Here is a 19,903-nt window from a genome sequence, read left to right as displayed (position 1 = left end):
GTGTGCGGTTCTGACCACACCCTGGACGGTCTTTTGTTCAAAAGGGAGCGGGATCGTATCTGCTCCGGTCGAGTCGAATGCGCACGTGTACGACGCGGCAGTGGTCGAGGTAGGCACGTCTCTTCTCTGCCAATTTCTTCCGTGCAATGTCCGATGACGCGGAACGGAAATCCGCGAGTGTCGGCGGTGCAGAGCTGCTGTATTCGAGCTCCCATCGGGTGGGTTGGAACGGGGACAGCGCATTGTCGGCCGACTTCTTCCGCCGACGGCGGCGTCGAGGAGGCGACGCGATCGAGAACTCCGGCAACGTGACCGCGCGTAGACCGAGAGAGTTCGACCACAGAATTGCCCCTCCGGCGAGCATCACGGCCGACCACGCTTTCGAGGTCTTCGCCTGATGGTGAAATACGCACACCGGTTGAAGATTGGTCACGATCGTCCAGCCGCCACGCCCCGGATCGTCCTTGTCGAACGGGACCACATGATCGATCTGGCACCGGGCCGAGGGCACGTCACAATTGGGGAACGTGCACGTGCGATAGGCCGCCCGCACGACAGCGGCAACGCGCGCGCTCGGCCGATAGGTCACCGCGGCTCGCGACGGAACGCATTCGTCGCCATGACCGTCGGGAAAAATCCCGCGCGCACGCTCGGGCTGTTCGGCAATCCAACCGAGCCAGCGTGCGACAAGCCCATCGCGGACAGACTCCTCCCCCAGAATCCGATCGGCCGGCGGACAACCTTGGGCGCATACGCCGCGCATCGGCGGAAGCTGAGCGGCACTGCGCACCCGGCCGATGCCCAGCACTGTGCGCAACAGACGGAAGCCGGGTGGAGACGGACCGACCGAGTCGTTGCCTCCGGTTGAACCACCGCCCTCATCGTCGGGACCGCCGGGTCCATCGTCGCCAGAACCGCCAGGCCCATCGTCGCCAGAACCGCCAGGCCCATCGTCGCCAGAACCGCCAGGCCCATCGTCGCCAGAACCGCCGGGCCCATCGTCGCCAGAACCGCCGGGCCCATCGTCGCCAGAACCGCCGTCGTCGTCCGGGCCGTCATCATTCGGGCCGTCGTCGTCCAGGTTGTAGTCGTCCGGGCCATCGGCGTCCGGGCCATCGCCGTCCCGGCCGTCATCGTCCGGACTGTCGTCATCCGGGGTGTCTTCATCCGGATCGTCGTCGTTCGGGCTCTCGCCCTTCGGGCTCTTATCCTTCGCGCAGCGCTCGTCGGGGCTGCCGTGCTCGGGCTTCAGCATGTCGACCAGCTCGGTCAGCATTGCCTGCCATTTCGCATCGGCAGCGACGATGCGCGCCACCTCGGGATCGATCGGAGTGCCGTCCGCCAAGGTCGCGGGCTCCGCGGACAGTCCCAGCAGCGTCTCCACCGCCACCACGATCTGCAGGAGATGTCCGCGCCTCGGTGGGAGATCGTCGGCGGCACCGGCGACCGGGCACTCGTCACCGAGATCGCACTGACAGACGAGCGAATGCTCGCCGTGCAGCAACGCCATCAGTCCGGCGGCCCGCAGCATCCCCGTCGACCGCGGATCGTCCTTGCAGACCGTGCCGACGATCTCGACGATGAGTGCATCTGCTTCGGCCGATTCCAGATCCGTGATCTTCGCGATGAGCGATGAAATACCGCCAGGACCGGTTCGCACGATCCGCACTCCGACTTCCTCCGACTTCGCCGTCTCGCGAGCCTGCGCAGCGCCGTCCGGATCGGCCTTCATCCACAACCGCCAGATTCGGTTCCGCAGCGCCTGCGGACGCATTCTGCCCCCTGCCGCGCAGACCTCGTATTCGATTTTCGAGATGGTCTCGTCAGTGGCGCGATGCAACACCGAGGTGATGGTGACCACCGTCGACCAGTCGAAGCTTCCGGTCACGAAACGCAAGGCCGTCAACGGCATTCGATGTAGACGCTCCGCGACGTCGTGCACCACCGACGCATCGCGACGCGTGCCGGTCATCGTCACGGCCAAGTCGCACAACGCGCCGCGGACCGTCTCGCCCGGATCGCCACCGGCGGCTTCGGCAGCCTCCAGTCGCATCTCGAGTACGTCGCAGTACGCGAGTACGGTCCCTGCCCTGGCAAGGTTCTCGTGGACGCGGTTGAGCGCGATGACGTCGAGAAACCCCGCAATACAGTCATCGACCGGTGGCGTTTCCGCCACGCCCCACCCCCCGGTATCGAACATGTATTCGATCTTACGAGAGGGGTCCGACAAGAAAATGTCACGCGCATTCGGGCTCAGGATCGGTACGACTACAACGTAATCCCAGCCTCGGCAATCATGGAGTCACCGAGAAGTCACGTGTGTCGGGTCGGCCGGGACGAACTCTCGCAGGGCAGCCGCGAACCGTTCGGGCTGGTCTTCCGGAATGAGTGTCCACGAGTCGTCGATGAGCACCTGACGTGCATCGGCAAACAACTCTCGCAGCCGATAGGCATGGATGAGCGGCATCATCGTGTCCTCTGTCGCCCAGATCACGAGGACCGGGCGATCGAACTCAGAGAGCCGAGAGGCCCACGTCAGCAACGTCTTTCGCGATGGTGTGCCGGTGGCGAACTTCCGCAAATCGCGGCGGATCTCCGCGTTGCGCGTTGCAGGCGCGAACCAGTCGTCGAGCACCTCGTCGGGGATCCCGTGCTTGCTGAGCCCGCCCCATGCGCGCTTGTTGTGTCGAACGAACTTCGTGGCCAGCAGTCGCATGAACAGCGAAGTGCCCCCGGGCACTCGGCACAGCGCCGCTGCGGGCCGGGCAGGCAGCGGCGGAAAATTGTCGAAGGCCTCACATGACGCGAGGACCAAACGTCCGACTCGATCGGCGCGACCGTCGGAGACGATGAATTGTCCGCCGCCGCTGTCGTTGAGCACCAACGTGACATCGGCGAGGTCCAGCGCCTCGAGGAAGTCGGCGATGATCCTGGCGATGCCGCGCTGCGTGAGGTCGGCCTCCGGTTTCATCGCGCTCCGATGTCCGCCCAACGGCAGCGTCGGAGCGATGCAGCGATATCCCCCGAGGAGTGGGATCACTTTGCGCCACTGCGTCTCGTTCATGAGTAGACCGTGCCCGAAGACGAGCACCGGACCGTCACCGCCGGTGTCGAGGTAGTCGATCGGTCCGGCCGCCAGGTCGATTCGCTTCACAGATCCTCCACTGGATAGATCGTTCTAGTGAATCGGAAGGTACTCTGGGCCTTTCTCGGATGCAAGGACAATTCATGGCCAACGACACTCGCGCGCGAATACTCGAAGCCACCGCCGAGCTGTACCGGCGTCAAGGGATGACCGCGACCGGACTCAAACAGATCGCCGCGGCGGCCAACGCCCCATTCGGGTCCATCTATCACCACTTCCCCGGTGGCAAAGAACAGATCAGCGAAGAAGTCATCCATGCCGAGGGCGTGCGCTATGGCCTCCTTGTCGGCCGTCAGTTGGCCGCCGTCACCGATGTGGTGGACGGGATACCCGAGATCTTCGCCTCGGCAGCAACGATGTTGGTCGAACTCGACTACACCGAGGCGTGCTCCATCGAGACCATCGCACTCGAGGTGGCCAGTACCAACGAACGATTGCGTCTCGCAACCGAAGCCGTGTTCACCGGCTGGATCGACAGCCTCACACAGTGGTTCACCGCAACCGGCTTGCCGAACGAAGTATGTCGGAGCCTGGCACTGGGATGCCTGACGAGCCTCGAAGGTGCCTTCGTGTTGTGCCGCAGCTTGCGGTCCACAGAACCGATGATCGCCGCCGGCCTGGCCGTCCAGGATCGAACGCGCGCCGCTGTGCACGCGGATACCTAGTTCGTACGGGTCAAGGTTGTACGGGTCAGGGCTTGACGGGCGGGTTTCTTCTGGGTGTATCCGGATCGAGCTTCTCGGGATTGAGCACGACCTCGGCCACCATCGGCGTTGTCTCGACAGTCGAATCGCCGTAACGAACGGCCACCGTGTTCGGCAGAAACGCCTCCAGAGCCCTCGGGGTCAGCCACCACAACAGCGCGGTGAACAGGATCAGGATGTTGACCCACTGCATGATCGTTGCGGCATTGTCGGACGGAATCACTCGATCGAACACCTGAACATTCATCACCAGACCGTGCACTGCGATCAACACCCACAGCCGTCGGTAGCGATAGAACACCCACACCGCCGCCGCACCCCAGCACAGCGCCCAGAGAAAACCGCCACCGCCGAAGTACAGATAGAGGAAGCCCCGCATCGTCGCCGACAACGCCATGATTGCCCAGATCGGCAACCTGCCCACGAGCAGCAACACCGGAAGCGCCACCAGGATCGGCTCCTCACGCAGACCGACGGCCAGCGCGGAAACCACTGCAAGCCAATCGGATTCGACCGACGCCGGAACCGAGAAGCTGAAGCGGAGCACATCCATCCGAGACAGCACGAGCAGCAATGCCGACGCAGCACCGATCGCAGCGCACCAGGTGATCGCCGCCTCGAGCGCAGTACCGCGACGCATCGGCCATACCGCGGGCAACGTGCGACGCCGAACGAAATACACCGCAGCGATCGCCGCCGCCCCAATCGCCACCTGAAGCACGCCGACCGCAAGGTCCATCCATTGATCCGACAGTGTGAGTACGGGCGCAGGCGCATTCGGCTCGCGGAAACGCCACAGCGCACCCACCAGACCGATGAAGTAGACGACGCCCCAACCGGCTACCAGAGCCAGAATCGACACGGCCGTGCCGACTGCGGTCAAGCCACGTCGACGCGAATGAGCCGCGGCATTCGCACTCAGACTGCTCGCCACCAGGTCACCACCATCCACTCAGCACCGCATCGCCTGTCATCGAACAGCTGTCGACCCCCGGACTTGTTTATCATGCGGAGGCCGAAAATTCAGTACCGTCGCAGCGACGTCGGTCACCGTCGACCATCGTGATCCGGCGTGTCGGTCGAATCCTCGCGTCCGAAAATGTCGTCGCGTAACTCCCCGACAATTCCGCGCCTGTCGGTGGCGCGCCGTGAGTCCCATACGTCCACCACAGCGAGGACCATCAGGACACAGCCGAGTGGGCCGCCCTGGAACCAGAACACCCGCAGGTCCCAGAAGAACAGCGCCAACACTGCGCCGACGACAATCATGACGATGCTGCGCGCATCGGTTGCCCGAAATTTTCCTGCCCTCATCACGCATCCTTTCCTCGGGTCGACCGGGGCCGACGTCACACCAGGTTCATCTCGACGGCCGCATCTGCGACCAGCAGCGCACCCACGACGATCAGTACCGTTCCCACCACGTCCTGGCTCCAGCGTTCGGCGCGGTGCATCAGACGCCAGAGAAGTGACGAAACGATTTGCGATGCAGCGACTCTGACGGTGAGCAGAACCAGAGCCGGTAGCAGGGTGATGAGTACGTAGACCGCCAGAATCGAGACCGAGAATGCCCATCCCCGTCCGGACGCGGCCACCGCGTCGATCGCGGCTGAATAAGGCAGCATCGTCGACACCTCGACCGCGCCCACTGCAACAGCGAGGAGGACCACACCTCGAGCACTCGCCGGTGCCCGCATCCACCACGCACCACTCGGGCGTCGACGCCGTCGGTCGCAGACGAGCCCCGCGAGCAGAACGACACCACCCACAGTGATCCGCACCCACGCATTTCCGGGTACGGCATGGGTCATAAAGCCAAAATTCAGATCCTCGGACACCGTCAGCAGAGCGATCCCGACTCCGAGATACAGCAGCCCCAGCACGCTCAGGTGCAACAAAACCCCTCGAACCCGGAACGACGGCCGCACCATCATCAACAGCGGGACGACGAGCGTGCCGACACCGATGCTGTCCACCAGCGCCAGCCCGATCACGTTAAAAAACACAGCTGTACCATAACATCTATTTCACACATCCGTGTCGGAAAAATCCACACGTGCTAGAACAGACCGATGCCGAAGATCGTCGACCACGAAGCTCGCCGAGCGGAGATCGTCGCCGCCGTCTGGCGCGTGATCGAGCGAGCGGGGATGAACGGGGCGACCGTGCGCAGCGTCGCCGCGGAGGCCGGCGTCTCCCCCGGATCACTGCGGTACTACTTCTCCGACCAAGGAGAACTGGTGCTGTTCGCAGCCGAGGCCATGACGCAGCGCATCGTGCATCGCTTGGAAGCACACCCCACCGAGGGTGACGGACTGGCGCGCGCTGTGCGAGTCCTCGAAGAAATGCTCCCACTCGACGAGAACCGCCGCGTCGAGGCGTCGGTATGGCTCGAGGCGATCGCCCGAGCCCGATTCGACGACCGGTTGGCCGCCCTCAAGACCGCGGGATGGTTCGGGAGCCGGTACCTGTGCCGACTCGCGTGGGCGCACCTACGCCATCTGGATCTGCCGAACTCGCCGCAATTCTCGTTCGGAAGCGACGCAGACGAGAACGCCGTCGCCGAACTACACATCTACGTCGACGGGCTCACGCTGCACGCAGTGACGTATCCCGAACAACTCCCATCCGACGAGGTGCGCCGACTGCTGCGGTACTACCTGACGACGCGGCTCTAGCCGGTCTTCGCAGCCGCGACGAATCCGGCCAGATCCGTTACTCGAGGTAACGTCGATGGGATGCATGTGTCCGACCGTCTCACCGACCACGTTCCCGAGCGATGGCTCGAGCCCCTCGTCAAGCACGCCGAGGCTCTCAAGTTCCTCATCGTCGGAGCGATCACCTTCGTCGTCACCGTCGTACTGTTCTTCGGCCTGAAGTGGACGATTCTGCAGGACAAGCCGGTGACAGCGAACGTTCTGGCGGTGCTGATCGCGACGATCGTGTCGTACATCCTCAACCGGGAATGGTCCTTCACCGCCCGCGGCGGACGTCGCCGGCACCACGAGGCGGCGCTGTTCTTCGCCGTCGCCGGAACCGGCCTGGCAATCAACCAGCTACCGCTGTGGGTGTCCAGTTACATGCTGGATCTGCGCGCCCCGAACGTGTCCTTCCTCACCGAAAACATCGCCGACTTCGTCAGCGGCTCGATCATCGGCACACTGCTGGCGACCGCGTTCCGATGGTGGGCAATGCGCAAGTTCGTCTTCCCAGAACCGGTGAATGTTGTCCCCGATTCTGCGCCTCTGACCGTTTACGGTGGACGGCATGGCGACCTCTAGGACCCTCGTGCTGATGCGGCACGGCAAATCCGGCTACCCCGACGGCGTTCCCGACCACGAGCGACCATTGGCACCGCGCGGCGAACGCGAGGCGGGACTTGCCGGAGCCTGGATTGCCGAGCACGTCGGCCGCGTCGACGCAGTGCTGTGTTCGACGGCCCTGCGCACTCGCGAAACCCTGGCCGCCACCGGTCTGGGCGACGCTCCCACCCGCTTCGAGCGCGACATCTACGGCGGATCCGCAGACGAGATCATCGACGAAATCCGTCTCGCCGACACGTACTTCGACGACGTGACGGTATCGACCTTGCTGGTCGTCGGGCACGAGCCCGGAATCCCTTGGACTGCACTCGAATTGGCAGCAGACGACGACACCGACGTCGCCCGCGAGGTTCGGCACCGCTTCCCCACTTCTGCGATAGCAGTGCTCACCACCGAAAAAACGTGGGCAGGGATCTCAGCAAGCTCGGCCACGATCACCGAGTTCTGCATCCCGCGCGCTGATCAGTAGTCAGTGTTTATCGGAAGTCAGTGTTTTTCGGTAGTCAGCGGTTCCTGAGGTACAGGTAGCCGGCACCGCCTGCTGCGATCAGCAGAATCAACGCGGCGGGGAACCCGAGCAGCCACCACACCACTGCCAGCACCACCAGTGCAGGTGCCGCGGCGATCAATGCGATGCCGGGATTCTCACGAACCGTCTCCAACGCGGACTGTGCGTGCACTCTGTCGATCTTCTTGCCTGCCATGGCGGACTCCCTGGTATTGCCTACGTGTCCTGTATGCGTGATTCCACAGTAGCGCGTTCGGCTACGACTTTCGGTGGAGCGCAGCGTCGTACCTTCGGCCGAACCACCAGCTACGACGCCACTGCGGGGGTATCGCGCGCACGTCGGCTGCGGTGAAATCGGGCCATGAACAATCCGATTCTGCTCACGATCGCGGTCTGCGAGGTCGGCTTCTGGGTGCTGGTGATCGGCGGACTGTGCCTGCGCTACCTGGCACGCATGAGACGCGCCAGCACGATCACGCTCGCCCTCCTCCCGGTACTCGATCTTGTCCTCGTCGCGGCGGTGGCCCTGGATCTACATCGCGGCGGCGAGGTCGAATTCGCCCACCGTCTCGCCGGCATCTACCTCGGCTGGACCGTCGTATTTGCACACTCCACCGTGGCTTGGCTCGATGTGCGATTCGCGCACCGATTCGCCGGCGGCCCCGCACCGGTGAAGCCTCCCAAGAGCGGCCCACAGGCCTACCGCAACGAGATCCGAGGATTCGTGAAGTGGCTGTGCGCAGCGGCGATCGCTCTGGCGATCACCTACGGACTCGCATACACCGTGGCAGACTCGGAGCAGGCAGCAGCGTTGAAGACCGTGATCCAACCACTCGGCGTCATCACGTTCTTCTGGTTCGTGACCGGACCACTGTGGGTGCTGGGTTCCAAGAACACAGACTCGAAAGATGCGAGCTCGAAAGATACTGCAGGAGAACGGAGTCGACACTGATGCTGGGAGGTTCGCGGGTGCCGGCTGGTTCCACGATGCTAGCTGGTTCCACGATGCTGCGCAGGTTCAGACCCGCGTGGCGGCCGCTCAATCCCGCCGTACTGCCGATCGAAATGCTGCTTGCCACCGTTGTCTATGCCGGGTTTCAGCTCTCCACGGGCATGGTCGGTGACACCAGGGACGAACTCGTCGGCAGCCCAGCCCTGATCGCGGTGAGTGTCGTTGCCATCATCGCTATGACTGCTGTGACGTGTGCACGCCGGTCGTTTCCCGTCACGTCCTATCTGACGGTGGTAGCCATCAGTGTGGCGCTGATTCTGGTTCTGCCCGACCGCACTCTCGGATTCACCCCGCTGTACTGGTTTGCCATCGCCGCGTTGGCAATTCGGGTGACCGGGCTACGCCTGTTCGCACCCCTCACAGTCGGGCTGATCCTCGAAATCGCCGTCAGCGTCGACACCCGTCTGTCCTTTCCGGATGCCACAGCAGGCCCCGGTGGAACGATCGGCGTGGTGGCCGAGCAGGTGGCGAATCTGATCATCAACTACACGGTGCTCATCGCCCTCGGAAAGTACATCGCGCGCAACCGGACCCAGGAACTCGAGAACGAGGCGGCACTGGACCGAGCCGAACTCGAACACCGGCAACAACTGGATGCGGCACTCGACAACGAACGAAGAACCATGGCTCGCGAGCTCCATGACGTCGCTGCCCACCACCTGACCGGAATGCTCATCCAAGCCAAGGCTTCCAAGACTCTCATCACGAGCGACCCCGAGCAGGCACGCAAACTGCTCACCGGTGCAATCGGACACGGCCAGCGCACCCTCGACAGCCTGCGCCAGATCGTCGGCATCCTGCGCCCGAGCACCACCGACGACGGACATGGGAACAACAGCGCACCGCAGCCGATGATCGCCGACATCCCCGGTCTGATCGAGCAATCACGAATGTCGTTCGCGTCCATCGCGGTAGACATCGGGGTAAACACCGCCGGAGACACAGGCGACACCGACAGCGCTGTGCAATTGACGTGCTACCGCATCGTTCAGGAGGCGTTGTCCAATGCCCGACGCCATGCGCCCAACTGCGATGTGACCGTGCAGGTATCCGATCGTTCGTCGGTCATCGAGGTGACCGTCAGCAACACGATCACCTCGGACGCCTCCGGCCGGCGTGAATCGGCGGGGCAGGGTTTCGGCATCCCGGGAATGCAGGAGCGAGCCGCACTGCTCGGAGGAACCCTCGACGCCGGATTGTCGGCCGACGGAACGGCATGGTCCGTACGCGCTCGGCTGCCTGTCAACGGAAAGATCTCCCGGCCGCTCGAGGTGCCGGCATGATCACCGTCCTGATCGCCGACGATCAGCCCGTGGTTCGACAGGGATTCGAGCTGTTCCTGGCCGGCCATCCCGACATCCACGTCGTCGGACACGCAACCTCGGGAAAGCATGCCGTGCAACAGGTTACGGACCTTCGCCCCGACGTCGTACTGATGGACATCAGGATGCCGAACGGAGACGGACTGACCGCAACACGGGAGATTCTGGCGCGGTTCGACACCATCCGAATCATCGTCGTCACCACGTTCGACCTCGACGAGTACGTGTTCGCGGCGCTCGACAGCGGTGCATCCGGCTTTCTGCTCAAGGACACCGATCCGGACGAGCTCGCCGACGCGGTGGTCACCGTGGCCGGCGGCGGTGCGGTGCTCTCACCCCGCCTGACTCCGCGTCTGATGACGGAGTTCGCCCGCCGGGGCACCCCGCGTCCACCTACTTCCGTTGCACCGCAACATGATCTGAGTCTGCGCGAAATGGAAGTGGTGCAACTGTTGGCGCAGGGCCTGGGCAACAACGAGATTGCCCGGGCCCTGCACCTCGAACAGAGCACGGTGAAAACTCACGTCGGGAACATCTGTCGCAAACTCGACGTCAACACCCGAGTCCACGTGGTTATCTGGGCCTACCGCAACGGCCTGGTGAACAGCTAGGCTGCCTTTCGTTCCTCGTCATCCGCAGCCTCACCGGCGCGCTCGACCAGCGAGGCCGAGTGGTCGGTGTACTGGAAGTGTGGTCGCTTGTCGCCGATGTACGAGGTCATCCACGACACCACTGCAACGTAGCGGTTTCGGAAGCCGACCAGGTACATCAGGTGCACCGCGAGCCACATGAGCCAGGCGATGGGCCCGGACATGTCGACCTTGCCGAACAGCCGTGCCACAGCACTGAATCGGCCGACGATCGACATGCTGCCCTTGTCGGTGTATTTGAACGGCGTCCCGGCGTCGACCTTCCCGATGATCATCTTCGCGACGTGCCTGCCCTGCTGCATCGCCACGGGTGACTGTCCGGGGAGCTTGTTCAACGACGTCACGTCGCCGATCGCGTAGATGTCCTTCGCGGAGCCGACCGTCAGATCCTCGTGTACGAGAAGGCGTCCGGCACGGTCGGTTTCGCATCCGGTCCGCTCGGCGATCGTGGCCGCCAACTCGCTCGCCTGAACGCCGGCCGACCAGATGACGGTCTTGGCCGGGTAGGTACGCGACGTCTTGGTGTCGACGTCCTGCACCGTCACGACGTCGTCGGCGATGTCGGTGACCATGGCCCCGGTGACGACGTCGACGCCCGACCTCTCGAGCTTCGTGCGGGCGTACGCGCTGAGCTTGCCGCCGAATGCGGGCAATACTTCCTTCACACCGTCGACGAGGGTGACCGTGACGTCGCCCGGTTCGATGTCGGGGAACGAGCCGGCGAAGTAGCGGTGCGCGAGATCCCTGATCTGGCCGGCCAATTCGACGCCCGTCGCGCCTGCACCGACGACGACGAAGCTCAACAGCTCCTTGCGGGCGGCGGGATCGGTCGTCATGTGCGCAGTCTCGTAGCAGCTCAGGATCTGCTCACGGAGCGCTATCGCGTCGTCCACGGTCTTGAGCGCGAACGTGCGGTCCTTGAATTCGTCGCGACCGAAGTACGCCTGCGTGGCACCCGTTGCGACGATGAGCCGACCGAAGCCGATGGTGTGGCTCTGCCCGGCACCGATGTAGGTGACCTGGTGCGCCTCGGGATCGACGTCGACGACGCGACCCAGACGAACGTCGGCGGAGTCGTACTGCGCGAGGATGCGTCGGATCGGCGGGGCGATCTCACCCGTCGAGAGCATTCCGGTTGCGGCCTGGTAGAGCAGCGGCTGAAAGAGGTGCTCGGTGGTGCTGGAGATGAGCGAGAACGTCACACCGGCCTTGCCCAGAGACTTGGCAGCAGCCAACGCTCCGAATCCCGATCCCACGATGACGACGTCGTACGTTTTCACAGCACATCCCTTTCTGAGCCCAAGTCCTTTCCCAAACGAAGAACTACCTCCATGAAACTCCGACCTCGGTGGTCTATCAACGCGAAAGTTGGAATAGCATCCATGAGTAGAACTCATGATTGGAGACGCGCGTGGAACTGCGACAGCTGAAGTACTTCCTCGCGGTCGGGGAAGAACTGAACTTCTCGCGTGCCGCCGAGCGCTGCTACGTCTCGCAGTCCGCGATCAGTCTGCAGATCGGCAAGCTGGAACGAGAAATCGGCGAGCCGCTGTTCGAGCGAACCTCACGCGTCGTTCGATTGACCGTTGTGGGAGCACAATTGGTCTCCATCGCGCGGCACATGGTGGAGCTCGAGCAAGCCGCCCTGGCATTGACGGCGCGCCGCCGAAACCAACTACGCCTCACCGGAAACATGACCTTCGCCGCGAACGCCATCGCCGCCATCGTCTCGGTACGCGAACACCATCCCGACGCCGAGATCGACTTCGTGCTGAAACGATTCGCAGAACAGATCGAAGCGGTGACGTCCGGAGACTGTCAGGTGGCGCTCATCCGCGGCAGCGTCGAACGTTCGGGACTGCACGTGACCGAACTGTGGACCGAGGACCTCGTCGTTGCGCTCGCCGAGGGTCATCCGCTGGCCGGCGAGGACAATCCGAGCCTGAGCCAACTCGCCGACTACCCGCTACTGCTGCCCAAACGCAGCGAACAGATCCTGCTGCACCGGGTGATCGAACGCGAGATGAAACGCAGCGGGCTTCCACTGACGTTCGGGCCGCCTGTCGCATCGGATCACACCGCAAGCGCCGAACTGCTCAACCATCCGCAGTGTTGGACGATTCTGTACGCCAGCACCGCCGACAGCACTCCCAAGACCGGTCTCGTCTTCCGCACCGAGGCCGACCGAAGACTGCAACTACCGGTCTCGGCGGTGGTCGACGCCACCGAGCCAGTCACCGACGTCCAACGCGACCTCGTGGCAGCCCTGGCGGCGACGGCACCGGTTCAGCCGACGGCACCTGTTGAACCCACGACACCTGTTGAACCCAAGACAGCGGCGAGCTGAGCGAAAGCGGCGTCCGCGTCGAACAACTCGGCGCGATCGTACGTCGATGTCGAAGCCATGATCTCGTTCGCGCCCGTGCGATCGATCAACTCCTCCAGCCGCGGACGCACCTCCCCCGCGGTGCCGAGAATCGTCGACGCGAGCGAGTCCTCGATGCGGCCCCTCGTCCGCGGCGTCCACTGCGAGTCGTCGATGGCCGACGCCGGCTCCAGAGCCGGAAATTCACCCTCTCGCCGCGACCTGGCCATGGCCCACGCCTCCGGCAACGCGAGCCTGCGCGCGTCGGCGGTATCGGCTGTGATCGTCACGTCGAGCGAGATGATCACATACGGTTCAGGATTGGCGGGCGAGGGTCGAAAACTCTTGCGATACATCGCCAATGGGTCGGTCTTGTGCAACACCGGTCCACCGACGACGACCGGAAGACCGGCGCGGGCGGCAACCTCGAGGCCGGCACCGGTCGCGAGAACGAACACCGGCGGAGGCGCGGCGACGGGGCGCGCGGTCACCGATGCCGAACCGTCCAGATACGAACGCAATTCGGCGATGTCGGTATCGAAGGTATCGGCGTGCGCGCTGCGTAGAGCTGCGCGTACCGGTTCGGTGAACCCGAGCGAACGGCCGACGCCGAGATCGATCCGGCCGGGAAAGAGGGACTCCAACATCAGGAATTGCTCGGCAACGATCAGAGGCTGATGGTTGGGCAGCATCACTCCCCCGGATCCGACGCGGATGCGTGAGGTGTGCGACGCCACCGCCGCAGCCAGTACCGCCGGAGCGCCGGACGCGATGCCGGGTACACCGTGATGCTCGGCCACCCAGAACCGATGCAGCCCTGTCTTCTCCGCGTGCACCGCCCGTTCGATGGTATGACGCAGCGCCGAGGCGTCGTCCGTACCGGATCGAGTGCGGGATCTGTCGAGAAGGGAAAGCAGCACAGCTAGGACAACCGCCGGGGCGTCGGGCATATTTCTCGTCATGAGTTGGTGGGTGTTGACGCACGTCGATGTCGAGGGTCCGGCGCTGATCGGGACGATCATGGCCGAGCGCGGAATCGAGTACACGGTGGCCGCGGTGGGAAGTGGGGACTCGTTGCCCACAGCCGATGCGGTCACGGGGTTGATCGTGATGGGCGGACCCATGGACGCGTGGGGCGATGTCGCTCACCCTCACGTGCGGACCGAACGGGAACTGATTGCCGAGTGTCTGCGCCGGAACATTCCCGTGCTCGGGGTGTGTCTCGGTGCGCAACTACTCGCGGCCTCGCAGGGATGTGCGGTGTACCGGGGTCCTGTGGCGGAGCTGGGTGCCGGAGAGGTCACCGCTACCGATGCCGGTGTATCGCTCTTCGGAGCAGATTCGGTCTCGGTGGTGCACTGGCATACCGATACGTTCGACCTGCCCGCCGGGGCGGTGCTCCTCGCGAGCTCGAATCTCTACCGCAATCAGGCGTTCCGGTTCGGCAGCGGTCTCGGCCTGCAGTTCCACGTCGAGCTCACACCTGCCGAACAAACGATGCTCGACGCACACATGCCTGCGGGAACGGCACCGAACGCACAGGTCCTCGGTCGCGTCGCCGAGGACGGACGAAGAATTCTCGGAACATTCTTCGACGAGGCGACATAGCGGACCGAACATGTCCGCAATGGCGCTCATCATTGCTTCATGAACCTCACCATGAAGATCGAACTCGTCACCCTCGCCGTCACCGACGTGGACCGCGCCAAGGACTTCTACGTCTCGATCGGCTTCAACGCCGACCACGATGCTCGGCCCTGGGACGGCATCCGGTACGTCCAGCTCACTCCCCCGGGCTCGGCGTGTTCCATCGCGATCGGCGAGAACATCACCGATGCCGAACCGGGCAAGGGAGCCGGAATCCTGATGGTCGTGGAGAGCGTCCAGGACGCCTACGAACACCTCACCACGGCCGGACTGACCATCGACCCGCCCAAGGACGAGGGCTGGGGCACGTTCGTGTACTTCGCCGACCCCGACGGCAACAAGTGGTCGGTGCAGCAGTTGCCCGCGCAGCCCTGATCAGGGCTGACTGGGACCGAAGGCCAGCCGAGCCAGGATGCCGCGGTGGTCGGAGCCGGGAATCGTCACGGCCTCGACCGAACGCACCGCCATGTCGGCCACCAGAACGTGATCGATGGCAATGACTGACGGGTGCCAGGTGTGCGCCGGGTACGTCCTGAGCATGCCGGCTCCGGTGGCCACCGCGGCATCGACGAAACGCCCGTCCTGCAGGTCTCGATATCGCCGATGATCCTGCGTCGCATTGAAATCGCCCGCCACCACCACGGGACCGTCGTCTGCGGGAATCTTGGCCAGCAATTGCCGCAGCAGCCCCAGCTCGCGGACCCATTCGGACGGTTCCCGCGGCCACGGCGGCACGGGATGCACCGCGAACACGAGCGGGCGGCCCGGCATCTCCACTCGCGCCGAGAGCAACTCGGTCACGAAGCCGTCGTGGCGCTGCTGGTCCACGAGCGGGAACCGGCTGTAGATGCCGGTTCCGTCGCCGCCCGCGGCAGCGCTCACGTACGCATGCGGCAACGACCCCGCGAGCCTGGGGCGAAGTTGCGCGTCCGCCTCGGGCGTCAACTCGACGAGGGTGTACACATCGGGGCGGTGCTCGTCGACCAGCGCGACCACCGCGTCGAGATCGGCCTGCCCCAGCCAGATGTTGGCATGCAGCACTGTCAGAATCGAGGCGTCGGAGTTCGTTGTCGATCTTCGCCGCAGTAGGGGCATCTGCGTTGCGGCGGCGCTCGCCATTATCGCCGCGCCGGCCGCCACACCCCACCAACCGAACGCGAAACCTGCGACCACGGTGCCGGGCACGGCGGCGAGCATGAGGACATGTGCCAACGCAGCGGCCACGAGCATCCCCTGTCCTCGCGAGTCGAGGAGGTGCGCCGCGATGCCGACCACCGCCGTGACAAGCAACAACAGAGCCACCGAAGCCGAAACCATGAGCGGAAGTCTGACAGGCAAACCTGAGGCCGAGCTGGGAAGCATCCTCGAGACCGACCGAACCGTTCGCTTTCTCGCGGCAAACACGACAGAATCGACAACGCTGTCCGTGAGTCAAGTAGGGGGACTTTCCGTGAACCGAAGGCAATTGCTGCGGTTGGCCGCTGCCGGAATGCTCGGCGCTGCCGCCGCTCCGGCCCTGAGCTCCGCCGGCCTGCCGGGTTCCGCCCCCGCCGGCGCACTCCCCCTCGGTGCCGACCGAATCCGGTCACTCGTTCCCGAACTGTTCGCGGACCCGCCGCGCCCACCGGACCACTCGTCCGTCATCGTGGTCGGCTCCGGATTCGGTGCCAGCGCCGCCGCGCTGCGTATGGCCCAGGCCGGCACCCAGGTGACCGTGCTCGAGCGCGGACTGCGCTGGCCACGAGACCCCTGGCGCGAGATCTTCACCGCCGACATGACCGCCGACGGACGCGGTCTGTGGCAGCAGAGCTCGTTCACCAACATCACCGGCATGCCCGTCGGACCGGTCGACCTCTTCGGCGGAGTCCTCGACACCACCCGCTACGAGAACCTCTCGGTGTGGCGCGGAGCGGCCGTCGGCGGCGGCTCGATCGTGTACACCGGTGTGACCATCGCACCGGACAAGAAATTCTTCGACCTCTCCTTCGGCGGACGCCTGAGCTACGACGAGATGGCCGCCACCTGGTACCCCAAGGCCCGTTCGATGCTCCGGCCGTCGGCGATGCCCGAGGACGTGTACAACAGCCCGAACTTCGCGCACTCGCGCACCTGGGACGACCACGCCCGACGGGCAGGATTCACCCCGGAAGCGGTCGACGGCAACTGGAACTGGAACATCGTGCGCGACGAGATCGCCGGCCGGTCTCGGCCGTCCGCGACCGTCGGCGCGAGCACGTTCGGCAACTCCAACGGTGCCAAGCACGACCTGACGCAGAACTACATCCCCCAGGCAGAGGCCACCGGACGCGCGGCCGTCTGTCACAGCCACCGCGTCGCGGCGATCGGCACCGAATCCGGCGGCCGCTACCGCGTCGAGATCGAACGCCTCGACCCGTTCGGCAACGTCGTCGAGACTCGCACCGTCACATGCGACACCCTCGTTCTCGGGGCCGGATCCATCGGTACCACCGAACTGCTGATGCGCGCCCGCACCACCGGAGCACTGGCGAATCTCAACGAGTTCGTCGGCACCGGCTGGGGTACCAACGGCGACGCCTCGATGACGCGGTCGCTCGGGCCGATGTCCGCCGGACCGCAGGGTGCGCCCTGCGCATCCCGCATCGTCGACGACTCCGGGCTGCCCCTGACCGTCGAGAACTGGTACGTGCCGGGCGTTCCCGTGAACCTCGGATTCATCGGATCCCTCGGCATGACCATCGACCCACTGCGCGGAAACTTCGGATTCGATTCCGCCGCAAACAAATTGACCCTGAACTGGCCCAAGGGTGGCAGCCGCGACACCGTCGAAGCCCTACGCGCAGTGCAGAATCGGATGGCGCAGGCCGGCGGCACCATCGTCGCAGCCGAACCGTTCACCCGTGACGTCGACGACACCTTCACCGCCCATCCCCTCGGCGGCGCGGTACTGGGCGACGCCACCGACGACTACGGCCGCGTGAAGGGTCACCCCGGTCTCTACGTCGTCGACGGTGCACTGATCCCGGGAAGCACCGGAGCGGCCAACCCGTCATTGACCATCACCGCACTGGCCGAACGCAACGTCGCACAGATCATCGCCGACGGGCGCTGAGAACGGGCGCTAGCTCAGCTGAATGTCGGGGCGGCCTTCGGGGACGGTGACCGTTGCTGCGGTTCGCACCGATGCGCCCGGTTCGGTAACGCGGTCGAGAACCCTTACCTCCGAACGCCATTCGGTGTTGGTCAGCGTGCTGCGAAGATAGCCCCGACGAGCGTTGCCGTACTTCACATGCGGCGAACCGTCGGCGATGGCGGCTCCGGTGGAGTCGACATCGGCACCGTCCTTGCCCGACGCTATGGATGTGGTCGCGATCTCGACACCTTGGATCGGCGACACTTGATCCTGGTAATCGCGACGCAGTTCCGACACGATCGTGCGGTGAATGTCACCGACGATCGACGCCACGTTCTTCGTGCCGCGATCCCTGGCTCCGTCGAGAATGCGATGACGCGAGGCCTCGTACCCGCTCCATGGATCCATGCCGACCTTGCGATCGTTGCCCTGTCCCCGAGCAAGGTCGGCGATAACAGTCTGGTGCGCCAGAAAGTTCCACTTCGACGGTGACGCGAACCCGTCGAGGATCCATTGTTCCTGTGCCGCACCGGTGATGGTGCGCGACGGATCGGCCGTCTCGGCATCCTGAGCATGCTCGCCGTCTCCGTGCGCCTGATCGCTGCGGTACTGCCGGGTGTCCAGTACCGAGAAGTCCACCAGATCACCGAACGAGAACCGTCGATAGACCTTCATGTCCGGGCCGACGGGCTTCAGATTTGCGCGCACCGGAGTGTTCTCCCACCACGCCTTGAACGCATCGGCTCTGCGCAACAGGAACTCTCGCGGATCGTCGTCGTCCTGACTGATCTGCGAGGCCCAGTTGTTGTCCACTTCATGGTCGTCGAACGTCGAGACGAACGGTGCCGACGCATGCGCGGCAGCCAGGTTCTGGTCTGCCTTGTACATCGCGTATCGGTCGCGATAGTCGCTGAGCACCATGGTTTCTCGAGCCGCCGACTCGGTACGTGGCTCGCCCTTTCGTGCACCCTCGTCCTTGATCGCGTACTCGTATATGTAGTCGCCCAGAAAGAACACCACGTCGAGATTCGAGGCCGCCAAGTCCTGGTAAGCGCCGAAGAACCCGTCCTCCCATTTCTGGCACGACGCCCAGGCGAAATCGAGCTTGCTCAGCGACTGACCCACTGCCGGCGCAGTTTTGGTACGTCCGACCGGGCTCGCGTGTGGGCCGACGAGGAAGCGATAGAAGTATTCGCGGGCCGGCTCCAGCCCGCGGACGTCGACGTGAATCGACCAGCCGTCGAACTCGGTGGCGAGCTCGATGCCCTCACGGCTCATGTGTGCGAATTGCTCGTCGGCCGCAATCTGCCACCGCACCGGCACCACGCCAGGCGTCATTCCGCCCACCGGCGCAAAGGGATCGGTGGCGAGCCTGGTCCACAGCACCACCGAATCGGGCAATGGATCCCCGGAGGCCACGCCGAGACGGAAGGGGTAGTCGGGGGTCACGACGGACTGTGCGTGCGCCGTGGTTCCCGCGAGTCCAGGAGTGAAGGCGAGCGCCCCTACCAACGCACTCCACGTCAGAAACTGTCGGCGCGTGGCCCCCGCCCGCAAGGAGATGTCCTGACCGATCCGAATCTCATTACCCCGTCTCACCATTGGTCGAGACTGTCGTGCCCGGGCAAACTGCGCCCGTCATCGACTCGACACAGAGGTGAACACGATGCGGCCTTCAGATGCGTCGAGCTCCTGGGCCCGCCTTGCCCAGCTCGTCGCCGGGGTTGAGCAAGGTGCACTTGCTGAGCGAAAGACATCCACAACCGATGCAGCCGGTCAGTTCCTCCTGCATCCGCGCAATCGACTGCTTGCGATCCTCCAGCCTCTGGTTCCATGCCGCCGAGATCTTTGCCCAGTCACGTTTGTTCGGGGTGCGGCCCGACGGCAGGGACGCAAAGACCTCGGCCACCTCGGAAAGCGGTATTCCGAACCGCACCGCCACCTGAATCAGCGAGATCCGCCGAATCGCGTGACGGGGGAACTTTCGTACGTTGCCGGCCGTCCGCTCGGCGGGAACGAGCCCGAGGGTCTCGTAGTACCGGACCGCGGACACCGCGGCACCGGTTCTGGCCGCGACCTCACCGATCGAGAGCAACTCATCGCTGATCCGGATCA

The 19,903-nt window shown here is 64.5% G+C and carries 22 protein-coding genes; 11 read left to right on the top strand and 11 right to left on the bottom strand.

Annotated features, from left to right (window positions below; genetic code table 11):
• Nucleotides 1-37 precede the first annotated feature (37 nt).
• Nucleotides 38-2,200 carry an HNH endonuclease signature motif containing protein gene (locus tag CH305_RS14885; RefSeq protein ID WP_094704083.1) on the bottom strand — a complete coding sequence of 721 codons (2,163 nt, stop codon included), beginning with the start codon at nucleotides 2,198-2,200 and terminating at the stop codon, nucleotides 38-40.
• Between the two features lie 102 nt (nucleotides 2,201-2,302).
• On the bottom strand, nucleotides 2,303-3,154 hold the full coding sequence (locus CH305_RS14880) for an alpha/beta fold hydrolase (RefSeq protein ID WP_094704082.1): 852 nt from the start codon (nucleotides 3,152-3,154) through the stop codon (nucleotides 2,303-2,305).
• Nucleotides 3,155-3,228: 74 nt separating this feature from the next.
• Here CH305_RS14880 and CH305_RS14875 point away from each other — a divergent pair, with 74 nt between their 5' ends.
• Nucleotides 3,229-3,810, top strand: a complete 582-nt coding sequence (locus CH305_RS14875) for a TetR/AcrR family transcriptional regulator (protein ID WP_032402125.1) — start codon at nucleotides 3,229-3,231, stop codon at nucleotides 3,808-3,810.
• Nucleotides 3,811-3,835: 25 nt separating this feature from the next.
• Here CH305_RS14875 and CH305_RS14870 read toward each other — a convergent pair whose 3' ends face one another.
• The 3 genes from CH305_RS14870 to CH305_RS14860 form a co-directional block, all read right to left on the bottom strand.
• The gene (locus CH305_RS14870) at nucleotides 3,836-4,783 is read right to left on the bottom strand and encodes a CPBP family intramembrane glutamic endopeptidase (protein ID WP_179278295.1); all 948 of its coding nucleotides are present in this window, start codon (nucleotides 4,781-4,783) and stop codon (nucleotides 3,836-3,838) included.
• 113 nt (nucleotides 4,784-4,896) lie between these two features.
• The gene (locus tag CH305_RS14865) at nucleotides 4,897-5,163 is read right to left on the bottom strand and encodes a hypothetical protein (protein ID WP_094704081.1); all 267 of its coding nucleotides are present in this window, start codon (nucleotides 5,161-5,163) and stop codon (nucleotides 4,897-4,899) included.
• A 35-nt stretch (nucleotides 5,164-5,198) separates the two neighbouring features.
• Nucleotides 5,199-5,855 (bottom strand): GAP family protein, encoded by a 657-nt coding sequence (locus CH305_RS14860; RefSeq protein WP_094704080.1) that lies wholly within the window; start codon nucleotides 5,853-5,855, stop codon nucleotides 5,199-5,201.
• A gap of 66 nt (nucleotides 5,856-5,921) precedes the next feature.
• On the opposite strand from CH305_RS14860, the gene CH305_RS14855 reads away from it, so the two are divergent.
• The 3 genes from CH305_RS14855 to CH305_RS14845 are packed head-to-tail and all read left to right on the top strand — an operon-like array spanning nucleotide 5,922 to nucleotide 7,641.
• Nucleotides 5,922-6,527, top strand: coding sequence for a TetR/AcrR family transcriptional regulator (locus CH305_RS14855; RefSeq protein WP_094704079.1), 606 nt, complete (start codon nucleotides 5,922-5,924; stop codon nucleotides 6,525-6,527).
• A gap of 60 nt (nucleotides 6,528-6,587) precedes the next feature.
• Complete coding sequence (locus CH305_RS14850) at nucleotides 6,588-7,130, top strand: GtrA family protein (RefSeq protein ID WP_032380483.1); 543 nt, start codon at nucleotides 6,588-6,590, stop codon at nucleotides 7,128-7,130.
• Nucleotides 7,117-7,641: a histidine phosphatase family protein gene (locus tag CH305_RS14845; protein WP_094704166.1), complete on the top strand. Its 525-nt coding sequence runs from the start codon at nucleotides 7,117-7,119 to the stop codon at nucleotides 7,639-7,641. The genes CH305_RS14850 and CH305_RS14845 overlap by 14 nt, the downstream gene beginning before the upstream one ends.
• A 34-nt stretch (nucleotides 7,642-7,675) precedes the next feature.
• Here the strand turns inward: CH305_RS14845 and CH305_RS14840 are convergent, their stop codons facing one another.
• Nucleotides 7,676-7,876, bottom strand: a complete 201-nt coding sequence (locus tag CH305_RS14840) for a membrane protein (protein ID WP_027498199.1) — start codon at nucleotides 7,874-7,876, stop codon at nucleotides 7,676-7,678.
• Between the two features lie 165 nt (nucleotides 7,877-8,041).
• Between CH305_RS14840 and CH305_RS14835 the strand changes: the two genes are divergently transcribed.
• The 3 genes from CH305_RS14835 to CH305_RS14825 are packed head-to-tail and all read left to right on the top strand — an operon-like array spanning nucleotide 8,042 to nucleotide 10,625.
• Nucleotides 8,042-8,632 (top strand): hypothetical protein, encoded by a 591-nt coding sequence (locus CH305_RS14835; RefSeq protein ID WP_094704078.1) that lies wholly within the window; start codon nucleotides 8,042-8,044, stop codon nucleotides 8,630-8,632.
• Between the two features lie 53 nt (nucleotides 8,633-8,685).
• Nucleotides 8,686-9,975: a histidine kinase gene (locus CH305_RS14830; RefSeq protein WP_179278294.1), complete on the top strand. Its 1,290-nt coding sequence runs from the start codon at nucleotides 8,686-8,688 to the stop codon at nucleotides 9,973-9,975.
• Nucleotides 9,972-10,625 carry a response regulator transcription factor gene (locus tag CH305_RS14825; protein WP_094704076.1) on the top strand — a complete coding sequence of 218 codons (654 nt, stop codon included), beginning with the start codon at nucleotides 9,972-9,974 and terminating at the stop codon, nucleotides 10,623-10,625. The genes CH305_RS14830 and CH305_RS14825 overlap by 4 nt, the downstream gene beginning before the upstream one ends.
• Here the strand turns inward: CH305_RS14825 and CH305_RS14820 are convergent.
• Nucleotides 10,622-11,944 carry an NAD(P)/FAD-dependent oxidoreductase gene (locus tag CH305_RS14820; protein WP_094704075.1) on the bottom strand — a complete coding sequence of 441 codons (1,323 nt, stop codon included), beginning with the start codon at nucleotides 11,942-11,944 and terminating at the stop codon, nucleotides 10,622-10,624. The two genes, CH305_RS14825 and CH305_RS14820, sit on opposite strands and share 4 nt — an antisense overlap.
• Nucleotides 11,945-12,075: 131 nt before the next feature.
• Here CH305_RS14820 and CH305_RS14815 point away from each other — a divergent pair, with 131 nt between their 5' ends.
• Nucleotides 12,076-13,011, top strand: a complete 936-nt coding sequence (locus CH305_RS14815; protein WP_094704074.1) for a LysR substrate-binding domain-containing protein — start codon at nucleotides 12,076-12,078, stop codon at nucleotides 13,009-13,011.
• On the opposite strand, the gene CH305_RS14810 is transcribed toward CH305_RS14815, so the two are convergent.
• Nucleotides 12,951-13,991, bottom strand: a complete 1,041-nt coding sequence (locus CH305_RS14810) for an MsnO8 family LLM class oxidoreductase (protein WP_373454561.1) — start codon at nucleotides 13,989-13,991, stop codon at nucleotides 12,951-12,953. The two genes, CH305_RS14815 and CH305_RS14810, sit on opposite strands and share 61 nt — an antisense overlap.
• Between CH305_RS14810 and CH305_RS14805 the strand changes: the two genes are divergently transcribed.
• Together CH305_RS14805 and CH305_RS14800 are read left to right on the top strand one after the other, a co-directional pair.
• Complete coding sequence (locus CH305_RS14805) at nucleotides 13,990-14,637, top strand: type 1 glutamine amidotransferase (RefSeq protein WP_094704072.1); 648 nt, start codon at nucleotides 13,990-13,992, stop codon at nucleotides 14,635-14,637. The two genes, CH305_RS14810 and CH305_RS14805, sit on opposite strands and share 2 nt — an antisense overlap.
• A 39-nt stretch (nucleotides 14,638-14,676) precedes the next feature.
• Entirely contained in the window at nucleotides 14,677-15,051 is a 375-nt protein-coding gene (locus tag CH305_RS14800; RefSeq protein WP_094704071.1) for a VOC family protein, read from the top strand.
• On the opposite strand, the gene CH305_RS14795 is transcribed toward CH305_RS14800, so the two are convergent.
• A complete protein-coding gene (locus CH305_RS14795; protein ID WP_179278293.1) occupies nucleotides 15,052-15,993 on the bottom strand; it encodes an endonuclease/exonuclease/phosphatase family protein in 942 nt (313 codons plus the stop codon).
• 133 nt (nucleotides 15,994-16,126) lie between these two features.
• Between CH305_RS14795 and CH305_RS14790 the strand changes: the two genes are divergently transcribed.
• Nucleotides 16,127-17,767, top strand: coding sequence for a GMC oxidoreductase (locus CH305_RS14790; protein WP_094704069.1), 1,641 nt, complete (start codon nucleotides 16,127-16,129; stop codon nucleotides 17,765-17,767).
• A gap of 9 nt (nucleotides 17,768-17,776) precedes the next feature.
• On the opposite strand, the gene CH305_RS14785 is transcribed toward CH305_RS14790, so the two are convergent.
• Nucleotides 17,777-19,390 (bottom strand): alkaline phosphatase, encoded by a 1,614-nt coding sequence (locus CH305_RS14785; RefSeq protein WP_094704068.1) that lies wholly within the window; start codon nucleotides 19,388-19,390, stop codon nucleotides 17,777-17,779.
• A gap of 73 nt (nucleotides 19,391-19,463) precedes the next feature.
• Complete coding sequence (gene soxR / locus CH305_RS14780; protein WP_179278300.1) at nucleotides 19,464-19,901, bottom strand: redox-sensitive transcriptional activator SoxR; 438 nt, start codon at nucleotides 19,899-19,901, stop codon at nucleotides 19,464-19,466.
• Nucleotides 19,902-19,903: the final 2 nt, after the last annotated feature.

This window comes from Rhodococcus sp. 15-649-2-2, assembly GCF_002258645.1.
Lineage (GTDB): Bacteria > Actinomycetota > Actinomycetes > Mycobacteriales > Mycobacteriaceae > Rhodococcoides.
The sequence above is the reverse complement of the archived record's forward strand: the minus strand, read 5'-3'. Positions and strand labels throughout refer to the sequence as shown.